This window comes from Leeuwenhoekiella sp. A2 (assembly GCF_047946655.1).
Taxonomy (GTDB): domain Bacteria; phylum Bacteroidota; class Bacteroidia; order Flavobacteriales; family Flavobacteriaceae; genus Leeuwenhoekiella.
Map to the genome: position 1 here is coordinate 545,110 of NZ_CP172311.1, position 14,713 is coordinate 559,822.

Here is a 14,713-nt window from a genome sequence, read left to right on the forward strand (position 1 = left end):
ATGCGTAGTAAAAAAATACGATTGTTTCTTATTACAATGCTAGTCCTATTTATGGGACTAATCGTGTTTACCTTAAGTCTCTCATACCATATACAAAAGATAAGCAAGCCTTATATATATGATAGCCCGAGCAAATTACCAGAAACCTATACAGTAATTGTACTGGGTGCAAGTGTAAAACGCGATGGTAAATTGTCTACTATTTTAAGGGATCGTGTAGAATCTGCTTTACGACTTTACCGTTTAGGGAAGGTAAAACGATTCTTACTAAGTGGCGACAATGGCACAGCTTATTATAATGAGCCTATGGCAATGAAGAAATATCTTCTTGAACGCGGTGTACCAGAAACCGATATTTTCCTTGATTTTGCCGGTTTTGATACGTATAACTCCGTTTTTAGAGCTTCATATATTTTTAATGTGGACAAGGCTATTGTGGTATCTCAACATTTTCATTTACCCAGGGTTATCTATATAGCACGCTCTATGAACCTTGATTACTATGGTTTTAACGGAGATCTGCATAATTATGACCTTGCCTCACGCAACCAAATACGCGAAAAACTTGCAAGCGTCAAAGCCTGGGGGGAATTATTAATAAATAGGGAGCCTCATTTTAAGGGAGAAAAAATCCCTATCACAGGAAAAAATAATTAAAAATAAAAAAATATAAAAAAGGCTTTTTAAAATGAAAAATCCTTCTATATTTGCATCCGCTTAGGAGAAATGGCAGAGTGGTCGAATGCGGCAGTCTTGAAAACTGTTGAGGGTCACACCTCCGGGGGTTCGAATCCCTCTTTCTCCGCCAAGGATTGTCCAAAATCCTTTAAAAGCCCATAAACTGCATGTTTATGGGCTTTTTTAATTTTCTTTAATAAAGACAAAATAGGTTTTTCCGCTCCAATTGAGCTTTTCAGAACTTTTGATAGCTTGTAATAAATTTTATTAGGCAAACTAATAGGAAAATATTTTAAACACGGAGTTTAACTACAATTCAATAGAAAGCCTGATCCACTCATTATCGTATTCAATATTTTAGTGGCTTAAATCAAGTGTTGAGTGATTTTACAATTTCGTGCAAAATTAAAGACAATAAAAATTCTCAGTATTTTATTTATACAGTTTTCTTTTTAATAAGACTAATAAATTCGTCTTTAATGCCATCACAAATAGATACAGAATTGTGAGTGCAATTTTTTAAAGCAATGGGATCAAAACTATTAATAGTAATTTTGGATGGCTTAAATTCTTTGCATTGCAAATGTGTAAACATGTTTAAAGCCGCTTTTGAAGTTGCATACGCAGTCATACAGTAGTTAGCGTAACAGAAATCTTCATCCCGCATTTTATCAATATCCCCTAATGCACTTGTAATATTAATAATACTTGGCTCGTCACTTTTTTCAAGCAAAGGTTTTAACAGCTGTATAATCCTAATTACTGCAAATAGATTTGTTTCATACACTTGCCTTACATCATCAATATTTATTTGGTCAATTTTTTGTCCAAAGCCATTAGCAATTTCCGCATTATTGACTAAGAGATCCAATTTTCCAAATTTGGAATGAATCAAAGATTTTAGTTCCGTGAGACCTTCGGCAGAGGTGAAATCTGTCTTAACTAATTTGTAATCCTGAAGAACACCCGCCTCCTGAGAAAGTACATCATAACTTTTTTTACTGGCTGCAAGAATTACGTTATAATCGTAATTCAATAAAATGTTAGCAAAAGTTTTTCCTAAACCATTACCTGCTTCTGTTACAACTGCTAATCTATTAACCTTCATGAGAATCCTAAATTAATACGTAAATTTAACTAAAGTCAACTTCAGAAAAGAACCACTTTCTTTTTATAAATGACACAAATAGTGAAGTTTCAATTTTTAATAACAATATATGTACCAATTTCTTCATCTTAATCCATTTGACGGAATTTGTTTGGTGTAGTTCCGCTCCATTTTTTAAAAAACCGAGTAAAATGTGTGGGCTCCTGAAAATTAAGCCTATAAGCAATCTCACCAATATCCAGCCCTGAAAACTTTAACAGGCTTTTACTTTCCACAAGAAGTCTCTCCTGAATAATATCCTTAGCACTTTTCCCGGTTAGTTTTTTTACGGTAGTAGTTAGATAATTAGGGGTAATATTGAGTTTTTCTGCATAATCACTTACATTTTTTGTATCTACATACATTTTATCCACAAGAATTTCAAATTCCTGAGTAATTAGCTGTGCTCTAGACATATGGTTTTCTGTCGATTTATATCGCTCGTACACCGCCTTACAGAAATATAAAAAAGAAACCAACATCCCTTCTAGCATCTTTTCCTGATAGGGATGCGGGTTTTTGAATACAGACTGCATTCTCTGTGTATCAAAATAAAGCGATTCATGTTCTTCTTTGGTAAGCATTAGCAAACTCCTTTCAGACATTTTTAAAAAAGGAAAATCCTCAATAACATTATCAACAACATTCATTAAAAATTCCTTTCTAAACATGATATTAAATCCAGCCATCTTTTCATCCCTAACCCAAGAAAAAACCTGTCCAGGCACCACAAACCATAGGGGGTATTCTTCAAGTGTCAGCCAGTCTGTATTAAGGCTTAATCTACTTTCCCCTACATAGCTTAACAATCCTATTTGATAAAAACCCTGTCTATATGGCGGCATACAACGCCTTGCAGATGGCTCTAATCCCTCTAATGAATAAACGTCAAAATTGGGAATATGGCTTCTGTGAGGAAATCCCATAGCTTCACTCAGATCATTGCTTGTTTCAAAAACTGGAATTTCAGTATGGGTCATCGTATAAAAGTATTAAAAAATGACCGAAATGTTATATTTTGATTTATTAGTAAAGTTGCTATATACAAAAATCTGTATTTAAAAAATGAAATGTTATTTGCACTAGTATTAAAACCTAATCAAATTAACCTATAGAAAACAAATTTTCTTAATCAATTTCAATTTAGAATTATTTGGAAATAGCTTCTTCGAGTTTCATCTGCTCAAACTTAGTATTCAATTCATTCTCTGAAATAAATCCCCATCCTCCACCTAATGCCTTATAGATTGCAATTAATGAAGTTGCAGAAGAAATTTCACTTTCAGCCAAAGAATTTTCAGATTGAAGCAAAGTGTTGTTGGCACTTAAATAATCAATAAAACTGTCTAAACCTGCATTATAACGCTGTCTGGCAAATTGTGCAGCTTTTGCACTCGCCTCCGACGAAATTTTTAATATTTCTCTTCTTTGCAATTCATTTGAATAGTTAGCGAGGGCGGTCTTTATTTCTTCCAATCCCTGCAATACGGTTTTTTCATATTGATTGAGTGCTGCTAATGTCAAAGCATCATTCTGTCTTATTTGTTGTTTTACTCTTCCCAGATTAAACGCCGCCCAACTTATATTGGGCATTATGCTCCATGTAAAAGATTCCTTACTTCCAAAATTAGCAAAGTCCACCGCCGAAAAACCAATAGATCCACCAAATTGAATTTTAGGATAAAGCTCTGCGACAGATAGATTATATTTTGCTATATGTACTTGTAATGTAGCTTCTGCCCTTCTAATATCTGGTCTACGACGTAATAACTCATTGATATCCCCCAAAGCAACTGAAGGAGGCAGACTAGGCAACGGTTGCTTATCAATAATTTTTAGATCCAGTTGACCCGGCACTTCTCCTATCAACACGCTTAAACTGTTTTTTAAAGCTTCCAGTCTCGCTTTTAAAGGAGGAATAGTTGATCTGGTGTTTTCTAACTGTGCCGTCGCTCTGGAAACATCAAGACTATTGCTTGTGCCTGCTTCAGATAATTGAACAGTGAGATCATATGTATTCTGTTGTCCCTTCAAATTACGATTGGCTATATCTAAAAGATATTGTGTTCCGCGTAATTCCATGTAATTATTGGCGACTTCTGCAAAAATACTTACATATATACCTTGCATATCTGCCAGTGCCAACTGATTGTTTGCGTAAGCACCTTTGATACGGTTAGAAACATGGCCAAACAGGTCTGCCTCCCAAAACGCATCAAAACTGCTATTATAGCTGCTGTATGTAGGATTACTGCCAGACACGAAAACATTTTCTCCTAGACGGGTTCTTGTATAATCTCCGTTTGCAGTTACGGTAGGCAATCTGCCAAATTTTGTTCCTTTTAAAAAAGCGCGAGAGGCATATAAATTTGCCACGGCTGAATTGATGTCTAAATTATTTTTTCTGGCTTTTGATATTAATGTATCCAAAACAGGGTCATTAAATTTTGACCACCAATTCTCAATTATTTTTGAAGTTGTGACTTTTGCGTCAGAAAGTTCCTCCAGTAAAAAATCATCTTGTATTTCCGTTTTTGGTTTGACATTAAAATCTCGTTTTGTCATCCCGCACGATAACAGGAAAAACGAAAATAATGTTATTAAAATCAGATTTTTCATAGTTTAAATTTGAATTTATTTCAACATTTCAATTGCTGAACTTCTTTTATTTTATCTGTTTTGGTGATTTGGTTGTCCATTTTCTTCCCAGATAGTAAAATACAGGTGTAAGAAAAATTCCAAAAATTGTGACGCCCAGCATTCCGCTAAATACTGCTATTCCTAGTGAGACGCGCAGTTCTGCACCAGCGCCAGTGGCAATTACAAGTGGTATAACACCTAATATAAATGCCATTGCCGTCATTAAAATAGGACGTAAACGAAGCTGTGACGCTTCAATAACAGCCGTCTTTAAATCTTTGCCTTGATCTTCTAATTGCTTGGCAAACTCCACAATAAGAATCGCATTCTTACTAGCCAATCCTACCAGCACAATTAAACCGATTTGTACCATTATATTGTTGTCTAATCCTGCCAGGTCAATACCTATAATTGCTGATAACAAAACCATAGGCACAATAAAAATAACAGCCAGAGGAAGTATGAGGCTTTCAAATTGGGCAGCTAATAAAAGGAATACAAATACAACGGCAAGGAGAAAAGCAACACCTGCTGTACTTCCTGTTTGCTTTTCCTGATAAGCCAATTCTGTCCATTCATAAGAAATACCTTCAGGCAGAATTTCATCAGCAAGTTCTTCCATTCTATCTAAAGCCTCTCCAGAGCTATGCCCCGGAGCAATATTACCATTTAGTGCCGCTGCCGGGTACAAATTAAATCTTGGAATACGTGATGCCCCTGAAATATCCTCCTGACGTGTGAATGTTCCAATCTGAACCATTTCGGCTTCATTGTTGCGTACTTTGATCCTAGATATGTCATCGGGCGTTAATCGGTTAGGTGCATCTGCCTGGGCTGTAACCTGATAGGTTCTTCCTAAATAATTAAATTCATTCACAAAGGCAGAACCCATATAAATTTCAAGAGACTGAAAAACATCTCCTACGTTCACCCCTAATTTTTCAGCTTTGACACGGTCAATATCTAAATACAATTGGGGAGTTTGATCATTAAAAAATGTAAAAACACTACTCAGAATAGGGTCTGCATTTGCAGCTGCGGCTAAGGCATAAGTAGCTTTTACCAGTTCATCTGTTCCTAAATTGGCTCTGTCTTGTACCATCATTTTAAAACCACCCGCATTACCGATTCCACGTACAGATGGAGGTGGAATTACAAGAACTATCGCATCATCTATTTGAGCTAGTTTTGTACTGATTGTACCTAATAAATCTTCATATCTTAAGCCTTTCTCTTTACGTATGTCAAAATCTTCAAGAGTTAAAAATACAGCTGCGGTATTAGAAGCATTTGTATTTGAAGCTGCATCAAACCCCGTAAAAGCAACAGCATTTTCAACTCCATCGATGTCTAATCCTATATCTAATACTTCTTTGATTACTTTATCTGTTCTGGACAAAGATGATCCCGGAGGTAATTGTACCAGAGTTATAAAATATTGCTGATCCATTGCAGGAATAAATCCTTTTGGCACTCTTCCAAATTCAAAACCTGTAATAAGAACCAGTCCTCCATAAACAACTAAAACTAGTATTGATGTTCTAACTAGTTTCTGAATGCTCTTCCCATAATTACCAGAGAGTTTTTCAATGAAATTATTAAAACCATTTCCTACATATGAAAAAGGTTTCAGTAATAAGGGTGTTTTTTTATTTGGATCCTTTACCTCGTGACGCATTAACAAAGCTGCCATTGCAGGGCTTAAGGTTAAGGATACGAATACTGAAATAGTTGTAGCTACGGCAATGGTCATTCCGAATTGTTTGTAAAACTGGCCTGAAATACCATCTAAAAAAGCTGTCGGAATAAATACTGCAACTAATACTAAACCAATTGCAACTAGAGCGCCTCCTACTTCATCCATTGTTCTAACGGCTGCTTCTTTGGGTGAAAGTCCTTTAGCTAAATAACGCTCCATATTTTCTACCACCACAATAGCATCATCTACCACAATACCAATTGCCAGTACAAGACCAAAAAGCGTAAGGTTATTAAGGGAAAAACCTATCGCCTGCATAACGGCAAAAGTTCCTATTAGCGATACAGGTATGGCTAAAATCGGGATAATGGCTGCTCTCCAGGACTGGAGAAACAATAAAATAACAAACACCACTAACAGAATAGCTTCGAATATGGTGTGATATACTTCGTCCACAGATTTTTGAATGAATTCTGTAGGATTGTACGCAATTTTATATTCGAGGTCTTCTGGAAAGCTTTTAGAAAGTTCTTCCATGGTGGCTTTTATTTCAGCCGAAGTTTCTAAAGCATTTCCTCCGGGCTGTTGAAAAATGGGCATAGCTATCGCGGGATCTTTCCCCAAATATCCCTTAGTGGCATAATTCTGAGCGCCTAGTTCTACACGACCAACATCTTTTACCTGAACAATTCTGCCACCTTCATCAGACTTTATAATGACATTCTCAAACTGCTGGGTTGTAACTAATTTTCCTTGTGTTTGAATATTTATTTCGAAGGCTGATTGGCTTCCAGATGGCAGTGTATTTAATGTTCCACTTGCGATTTGCACATTTTGAGCCCGAAGCGCAGCGACGACCTCTCCAGCTGTCATATCCAAATTCGCAATTTTATCGGGATCAAGCCAAATGCGCATAGCATATTCGGCAGCTCCAAAAATTTGTATATCCCCAATCCCCTTAATACGCGCCAGTTGATCTTTTAATTGAAGGGTGGCGTAATTACCCATATAAGTTTGGTCATAGGTCTTATTTGGTGAATACATATTTACCACCAATAAGATGTCTGGGGATATTTTTTTGGTAGTAATTCCAAGTCTGCGAGCCGACTCCGGCAAACGCGGTTCTGCAATTGCAACTCTATTTTGAACTTGTACCTGAGCCCTGTCAAGATCTGTTCCCAGTTCAAAAGCTATTTGAACGATTACCCTTCCATCTGCCGATGATTGGGACGTCATATACAACATCCCTTCCACCCCGTTAATCTCTTTCTCAAGGGGTGCTGCGACAGTTTCTGAAAGTGTCTTTGCATTTGCTCCCGGATATAAGGCTACAACCTCTACCGTTGGAGGTGCAACATCCGGAAACTGAGATACCGGTAAGGATACATAAGCCAAACCACCTACAATAAGAATGATTACACTTAATACAGCCGCAAAAATGGGCCGTTTTATAAAAACGTGACTAAATTTCATAGTTTCTTTACAATTGAAATATAGCAGCCCTGTTGCTCTATAATTCATCTAATAAAATGAATGATAAGAGCAATTAATGACTGCTTTAAATATTAGGATTATTTTGGGGAGACTTATTTCTCTGCTTTTACCACTGCATATTCTCCCCCTTTGTCTTTATCTAGAGAAGTTTCAATTGGAGTAACAGACATTCCAGGTCCAATTTTTTGAATATTATTGATGATCAATTTATCATCCTTTGTTATTCCATCACGAATGATCCTCAAACCATTGCTATGCAAAGGGCCTAACGTCACATTCTTAGTGGTTACTACATTGTCATTTCCCAATACGTAAACAAAACGAATGGATTGGTTAGTGCCTATTATATCATCCGGAATCATTAAGGCTTCATGTTCTGCACTTCCTTTAAGTCTTGCTTTACCGAACATACCAGGCTCTAAAAGATGATCTTTATTTTCCAGCGTTGCGCGACTTTCAATAGTACCCGTATTGTTGTCTAGTTCATTATCTACAAAATCTACCTTCGCTTCATGTACAAAATCAGCTTCATCCTGTAACTTGATAAACACTGGTATCCCTCCCGTGCGCATAGATCCACGCTCACCATTTCTAGCTAGTCTCGCATATCTTAAATAATCAGATTCACTGCCCGTAAAGTAAAAGTCAATGGGACTAGTGGCCACTATAGTTGTAAGTATAGTAGAGTTAGAAGTACCGCCATCAATCAAATTCCCCTCATTTACCTTATGTCTACTTACCAATCCTGAAATTGGTGCAGTAACCTTTGTAAATTCCAAGTTCAGTTTTGCATCATCAACTCTTGCCTGGGATAATAGTATACTTGCCTTAGCAAATTCTAATGCCTGTTTTCTACGATCGTATTCTTCAATAGACATTGCTCCGGATTCACGAAGTGACTCAACCCGTTCGTAATTATCCTGCGCCGTTTTTAAAGACGCCTTTGCCTGACCATAATCTGCATTTGCCTGATCTAATGCAATTCTATAGGATCTATCATCAATAGTAAAGAGGACCTCTCCTTTCTTGACCATTTGACCGTCCACAAAATTTACGCTTTCTAAAAAACCACTTACACGAGCTCGTACTTCAACTCTGCTGCTTGCTTCAAAACGGCCTGTATATTCATCCCATTCTGTTATTTTTTTATAAACAGGAACCGCAACCTCTACTGGCATAGCTTGTACTTCTGTGATGGCTACTTCTTCTTTGTCTTCTGTCGTGAAAGAGAGTACAAGAATTATTGCAAACAGCAAACCTGAAACAGCAAGAATTTTCAAGGATATATTTTCGGTATTTAAATTAATTGTTTTCATCTTATTTTGGGTTGTATGAAAGTTATTTTAGGAATGACAAATGTATTAGGGATGACGTAGGATTGACTAACCATAATATCTTCATTAATGATCAAAATCTAATCTCCAGATCATTTCATTACTTTAGTTTATCTTACTTTATTAATAATTAGGATTAAAAACTATTATTAATAGTATGCCTGCCAACTTTCCAGTTTCCTATTAAAATTCGTCTGCCGTATCACACTAAGAGATTTAAGATGACATTCTCATTTAACATTTCTATAAATTCCAGCTTCCTAGAACTGAAATTAGGATATAAATTCTTCAGCAGATTCAGATATACGCCCGGCTTTTTTTAAATGCTTTAAGATTTGTACCTCGGAAATACTGACGTCATTAAATTTATACTGTTTTTTATCTGATTTTCCATTGGATACAATTTTAAAAACCATGTTTTTAAAGCCGTGGAGATTTGAAGCTACCGAAATAATATCAAATGAATAATAGATACTAGTTTGCTATTGATTTGTACATATACTGGACTGCTGATAATCCTCCTGTCAGGAGCACAAAAATTAGTTGGTTTTGGCGTGGCATTTACATTTATAAGAGTAAAAAGGCTCTGCTTTACAATGCTAAGAATATGAAGAGCGGAAGGAGCGAAAACAATCAAAAGAAAGCAAGAAATGACCAGACTTTAATATAGATACTCATTTATCACTAACCATCTACAAACAGACTTAAACATACCTGTTTTAAAAAGTGTAAAGTGTCCTGCTAATAAAATGCCTATTGTTCAGTGTCAAGCATTGATATTCTGACCGTACAATGCAGATAGCTTTATCAAGTAGTTTTAATGCAGTGAAAATCTTCACAAAGCATGCTGATATTAGCCTCTACTTTACTATTATAGACATAGCAGATCGATCGTATTGTCTACTACTGATATAGAAGAGATAATAGGGTATAAATAATGACAGCCTTATTTTAACAAATAACGCTACTGTTGAAAAAATAGGCATGACTTTACAGTTTAACCCAAGAAAATTTCCACATTCCTTCTCAGGAATATTTAATAAATCAAGGTCTGGATAGCGTGAGCCGGAATCTCCATAGAGGCTTTAGAACCACCTATAATTAGATTATAAACTATACTATCATCGGTTTTATTCATAACCACAGTTGCTATTTTACCATTTTCATTTTTAAAGGAAGTACTTAATAAAACACTTCGGCTTACAGCGGTACTCAGACGTTTTGCATTGGGGCGAATAAATTTTGAAAATTGACCAATGTAGTAATAAGAAGGAGTAAAAATCAATTTTCCGGTTCTGGTATCTGCATGTATGGGGGCAAAACAAAAATTGCCTACGTGATTGGGACCACCGTTTTCGTCTAACAAAATATTCCAGTCTGTCCAGGCAACAGTTCCGTTATTAAAATCGTGAATCATTTGTTCGCCATAACGTTCTCCATTAGGCCAGTATTGATATTTAGCTGCGTCAAATTTTTCTACACAACCTTCAGTAAACATTAAATTTTTATCAGGAAAAGCTTCGTGCACGCGGTTAACATTGTCAAAGAGCGGCTGAGCGCCCGTCCAGGTTTCGTACCAGTGAAAACCCATTCCCCATGCATATTTAGAAGCTTCCGGATCACTAAAAATCGTATTTGCACGATTAACCATTAAGTCTCTATTATGATCCCAGACCACAATTTTTTTATCTCCCAAACCCTCTTTTTCTAAAGTTGGGCCTAAGAAATTTTTAAGGAAATCACGCTCATCTTCAGCTGTATAAACACAAGATTCCCAGGTTTGCGTGGCCATAGGTTCGTTTTGAATAGTCAATCCCCAAACAGGCATTCCTTCTTGTTCATAGGCTTTTATAAATTTAGCATAATAAGTTGCCCAGGTCTGCGCATACTCTGGCAATAATTTCCCGCCGTGCAACATAGAATGATTGCTTTTCATAAATGATGGCGGACTCCACGGGCTAACATACAGTGGCAATTTTCCACCTGCAGTTTCTATAGCTTTCTTTATAAGCGGAATCCTGAACTTTCGATCATGTTCTATAGAAAAAGTACTTAGATCAGTATCTCCTTCTTCAATATATGTATAACTCGCACTGCTAAAATCACAGCTGTGAATATTTGTACGCGCTAGTGTATAACCTATACCCTTTTTATCATCATAATAGGCGTCAAGCAATTTTTGTTGTTCCTCTTTAGATAGTTCAGCAAAAACCTCGGCACTGGCATCAGTAATAGCGCCTCCTATTCCCATTAAGGTTTGAAAGGTTTTAGCCGGGTTTACAAAAACTGTAATCTCGGTTTCCAGAGGTTGAGAAGATTCTTTAAAAGTAGCTTTTCCATTTGCAGAAAGACGAAGATCTGTATTTTCAGCTGTAGTATAAATTTGAATATTTTTCCCCTGAAAATCCATTTTTTCAGAAGAAGCCTGACCATATATATTCATTGTCCCGAGGGCAATTATTGCACAGGAAATGTATTTCAATTGTATTTTCATCTTCTATTTTCTTGAACTATTTCTAAAAAAATACTGTTATAGCACCAATGTAGCAATGTCTTTTGCAGCTAATTTCACTAAAACCTTCTTCTCTCTAACTATTACTTTAACTGTTTTAGCCTTATCTGCTTTGTTTTGTAAAATGAGAACGGTTTCCCCTTCCGGTGTGTTAAAAGCTACATTAGGCAAATCCTTTGACAGATTTGATTCAATGCGTTTTGACCCCGGCGAAACAAATTTTGAAGCCTGTCCTATAATGTAATATGCAGGCTCACGTGTAACTGTATTGCCGTTAATAGTGATTGCTCCCAGACAACGGTCACAGCCACCACGATCTGTATGCGGCTCCTGATTTTCATCTGCAGCGAGATTCCATTCTAGAACAGTTTTACACCAGTTTCTGGTAGCGCCTATAATTAAATTCTCTGTGTGCCACTCCATTTCTTTCGCAAAATCGCCCGGCGCTCCTACCCATTGCTCAGTAAAATAAAGATTCTTTTCTGGGTGGGTATAATGTACTGTGCTTATTGCATTTACATTCCCTCCATATAAGTGAAAAGCAGAACCATCAATATATTTTGCAGCTTCAGGATCATTTAAAATAGAAATAGGATAATCTGGCCTGTCTGCATTATGATCATATATAATGATCTTAGTTTTAATATTGTTGTCTACGAAAGCCGGGCCTAAATGGTTTTTAATAAACTCACCCTGCTCTGGTGCTTTCATTAATAAACTGGGATTGTTTCCCGGATGCAACGGCTCATTTTGAATGGTAATCGCATCAATAGGAATTCCGTTATCACCCATTGCTTTGATATACTTTACAAAGTAGTTTGCATAAACGGGATAGTATTTTTCTAAAAGACTTCCGCCACGGGTATCTCCATTATCTTTCATCCAAACTGGTGGAGACCAGGGCGAACCTAAAATTTTAATTTTTGGTGAAATTTTTAATATTTCCTTTAAAACCGGGATTAGATGAAGTGTATCCTGACTCAGATTAAAATGTGCTAAGTCAATATCTGTTTCGCCTTGAGCTAAATCATCGTAAGAAAAAGGAGCCGCATCCATATCTGAAGCGCCTATGCTTAAACGTATATAACTCACGCCCAGATTTTCTTCCTTTCTCCCAAAAAGTTCCTGCAGCAAATCTGCTCTTGCCGTATCACTCATGTAATGCATAAGCATAGCGCTACCGCCTGTGAGTGTATAGCCAAAACCATCCATGGTTTGGTACGTTATTGAGTCGTTTATAACTATTGTTTCATCTGCCTTATCAGCATTATCAGGATTTATCGCAATTTCCTGTTTTTGCAACAAGTGCTTTCCATCTTGTGAGGTTAGCCAAAGTTGAGCCGTTTCTGTTTGCTGTTTTTCAACTGAATTACAGCTCACGGCCATAACAGCTATTAGAAATAATAGTAGTGAGGGAGTTTTCAACGTTAAATTAAATTGGTGGTTAGTATTACTTTAAAATTTTTATTGTTTCCAGGTCAAAATCGCCGATTTTTATACCGATTTTGAGGGTATTTGTACCGATTTTTAGAGGAATTAAATCAGTTGATATCCATTCCCAGTCATCTGAAGAATTTGGAATATTGAGATCTTGTATGTGTTTAGTATTTATTTCAACAGAAGCTTTTCCCTTTGCATTGTTTCCTCTTACTTTAATGCTGAATTTATAGTTACCACTTTGTACTACTTTGAAAGTGTACTGCAAAAATTCTCCTTTATCCAGATCACCCACATAAACCGCTTCAGCATCCTGAGTATTTTCGCTTTTATAAATATCTACACCATCGTTGCGATATGCATGACCATTATTCCAGCTTTCGCGATCACCACCTTTCGATATATAATAGTTTCCCACAACAGAATCTTTATAAGCAATTCCGTTTTTACCCAGATCATAATCTGTTGCTTTAATACTCGCGCTATCCTTTACGACAATTTCTTTATAAGGAATTGTTTTATCTGAATGCGGCTGGCGTATCATGGCATCTATGACATCTCTATGAACGATACAGTTTTCAATTTTCGTGTTTTCGGCCAGTTGCATAAAAGCTTTATATGCTTCAGTAGAAGTTGGTTTTTCGGCTTTGCTGTTCCAGTAATCTAAAACTTTTTGATACCTTGGATTTACTTTTACTTCCAACGGATTATTAGAGCCTAATTTTTTTAACGGCCACCAGCACCAGCCAATATTATTTTGTTCCATCAGCTTTATAGCATCTGCAAACCAGACATTTGAGTTTTCGCCAGATTCTCCCAGCCAGATAGGAATTTGATATTTTTCTCTAAAATCAAGAAAATTCTGAATACTTGCGGTATCATTATAATTCCAGTATTTATGAAAACTCATTACCATATTCTCATCCCATGGCGGCAGAACTCCGTTGTAATTATTTCCCCAACCATTACCTTCTATAATGATAATGTGCTTTTTGTCAACGGTGCGAATAGCTTCAGTAATCCTGACCATTAATTCACGCAGCGGTTTATTTTCAGAATCCTGAGTTCCGTTTTTATTTTTTCCTTCTTCAAAACTCCAGTTAGGCTCGTTGATAATATCATAAGCACCAATAACTGGCTCATCTTTGTATTTTTCGGCCAATTTTACCCATAAATCGACCAGTTTTTGCTGATTTTCGGCACTTTCCCAAAGCGATGGTTTTGAAGGATCGCGGTCTGATATATTTACATCATGACCTTGCCCACCCGGAGTGGCATGCATATCCAGAATTAAATACATATTATTTGATTTACACCATTTCACCAATGAATCTGTCATTGTAAAACCTGCCTCCAGCCATGTATTATCTCCTTTTACAGGCTCTTTTTCTACTGGCAGCGTGTACAAATTATAATGCATGGGAAGCCGTACAGAATTAAAACCCCAGCTTTTAAGTGAATCAACATCTGTCTTCTGAACAGTGTTTTTTAACCAGGCCGTGTAAAATTCCTGTGTTTTTTCTTTGCCTAAAAGCTCTTCAATATGCTCTTTAATAACATATTGCTGCCCCGAAAATGGTACTTTAAGCATATAACCTTCCTGCAGCATATAACCGCCAAGACCAATACCGCGTAGGAGTATGTTTTCAGTATTCTCATTTACAATTTTTACTCCGTCAGTTTTTAAAAAACTTTGTGCAAAGCAGGTAATTGATAAAAGATATAATAACGGAGCTAAAAATTTAAGTTTCATGATAGATTATTAATGTTGA

Annotated in this window: 9 protein-coding genes and 1 tRNA gene; 2 read left to right on the top strand and 8 right to left on the bottom strand. The window is 36.4% G+C overall.

Annotation, left to right across the window (positions count from 1 at the left end):
• Together ACH3PA_RS02410 and ACH3PA_RS02415 are read left to right on the top strand one after the other, a co-directional pair.
• Nucleotides 1-657, top strand: coding sequence for a SanA/YdcF family protein (locus tag ACH3PA_RS02410; RefSeq protein ID WP_416440862.1), 657 nt, complete (start codon nucleotides 1-3; stop codon nucleotides 655-657).
• Between the two features lie 63 nt (nucleotides 658-720).
• Nucleotides 721-808, top strand: a tRNA-Ser gene (locus tag ACH3PA_RS02415).
• Nucleotides 809-1,114: 306 nt separating this feature from the next.
• Here the strand turns inward: ACH3PA_RS02415 and ACH3PA_RS02420 are convergent.
• The 8 genes from ACH3PA_RS02420 to ACH3PA_RS02455 form a co-directional block, all read right to left on the bottom strand.
• Complete coding sequence (locus ACH3PA_RS02420; RefSeq protein WP_416440834.1) at nucleotides 1,115-1,786, bottom strand: SDR family NAD(P)-dependent oxidoreductase; 672 nt, start codon at nucleotides 1,784-1,786, stop codon at nucleotides 1,115-1,117.
• Between the two features lie 128 nt (nucleotides 1,787-1,914).
• Nucleotides 1,915-2,805, bottom strand: coding sequence for a helix-turn-helix domain-containing protein (locus ACH3PA_RS02425; RefSeq protein ID WP_416440832.1), 891 nt, complete (start codon nucleotides 2,803-2,805; stop codon nucleotides 1,915-1,917).
• Between the two features lie 169 nt (nucleotides 2,806-2,974).
• Nucleotides 2,975-4,444, bottom strand: a complete 1,470-nt coding sequence (locus ACH3PA_RS02430) for an efflux transporter outer membrane subunit (RefSeq protein ID WP_416440830.1) — start codon at nucleotides 4,442-4,444, stop codon at nucleotides 2,975-2,977.
• A gap of 46 nt (nucleotides 4,445-4,490) precedes the next feature.
• Complete coding sequence (locus ACH3PA_RS02435; protein WP_416448407.1) at nucleotides 4,491-7,637, bottom strand: efflux RND transporter permease subunit; 3,147 nt, start codon at nucleotides 7,635-7,637, stop codon at nucleotides 4,491-4,493.
• Nucleotides 7,638-7,750: 113 nt separating this feature from the next.
• Nucleotides 7,751-8,974, bottom strand: coding sequence for an efflux RND transporter periplasmic adaptor subunit (locus tag ACH3PA_RS02440; protein ID WP_416440826.1), 1,224 nt, complete (start codon nucleotides 8,972-8,974; stop codon nucleotides 7,751-7,753).
• Between the two features lie 1,054 nt (nucleotides 8,975-10,028).
• Nucleotides 10,029-11,435, bottom strand: a complete 1,407-nt coding sequence (locus ACH3PA_RS02445) for a glycoside hydrolase family 30 protein (RefSeq protein ID WP_416446686.1) — start codon at nucleotides 11,433-11,435, stop codon at nucleotides 10,029-10,031.
• A gap of 87 nt (nucleotides 11,436-11,522) precedes the next feature.
• Nucleotides 11,523-12,929: a glycoside hydrolase family 30 protein gene (locus tag ACH3PA_RS02450; protein ID WP_416440824.1), complete on the bottom strand. Its 1,407-nt coding sequence runs from the start codon at nucleotides 12,927-12,929 to the stop codon at nucleotides 11,523-11,525.
• A 25-nt stretch (nucleotides 12,930-12,954) separates the two neighbouring features.
• Nucleotides 12,955-14,694: a cellulase family glycosylhydrolase gene (locus ACH3PA_RS02455; protein ID WP_416440822.1), complete on the bottom strand. Its 1,740-nt coding sequence runs from the start codon at nucleotides 14,692-14,694 to the stop codon at nucleotides 12,955-12,957.
• Nucleotides 14,695-14,713: the final 19 nt, after the last annotated feature.

Excerpts from the sequence above, each read along its gene's own strand:
- ACH3PA_RS02440 (WP_416440826.1), bottom strand. The coding sequence starts at position 8,974 with ATGAAAACAATTAATTTAAATACCGAAAATATATCCTTGAAAATTCTT.
- ACH3PA_RS02445 (WP_416446686.1), bottom strand. The coding sequence starts at position 11,435 with ATGAATATATATGGTCAGGCTTCTTCTGAAAAAATGGATTTTCAGGGG.
- ACH3PA_RS02430 (WP_416440830.1), bottom strand. The coding sequence starts at position 4,444 with ATGAAAAATCTGATTTTAATAACATTATTTTCGTTTTTCCTGTTATCG.
- ACH3PA_RS02420 (WP_416440834.1), bottom strand. The coding sequence starts at position 1,786 with ATGAAGGTTAATAGATTAGCAGTTGTAACAGAAGCAGGTAATGGTTTA.
- ACH3PA_RS02455 (WP_416440822.1), bottom strand. The coding sequence starts at position 14,694 with ATGAAACTTAAATTTTTAGCTCCGTTATTATATCTTTTATCAATTACC.
- ACH3PA_RS02425 (WP_416440832.1), bottom strand. The coding sequence starts at position 2,805 with ATGACCCATACTGAAATTCCAGTTTTTGAAACAAGCAATGATCTGAGT.
- ACH3PA_RS02435 (WP_416448407.1), bottom strand. The coding sequence starts at position 7,637 with ATGAAATTTAGTCACGTTTTTATAAAACGGCCCATTTTTGCGGCTGTA.
- ACH3PA_RS02410 (WP_416440862.1), top strand. The coding sequence starts at position 1 with ATGCGTAGTAAAAAAATACGATTGTTTCTTATTACAATGCTAGTCCTA.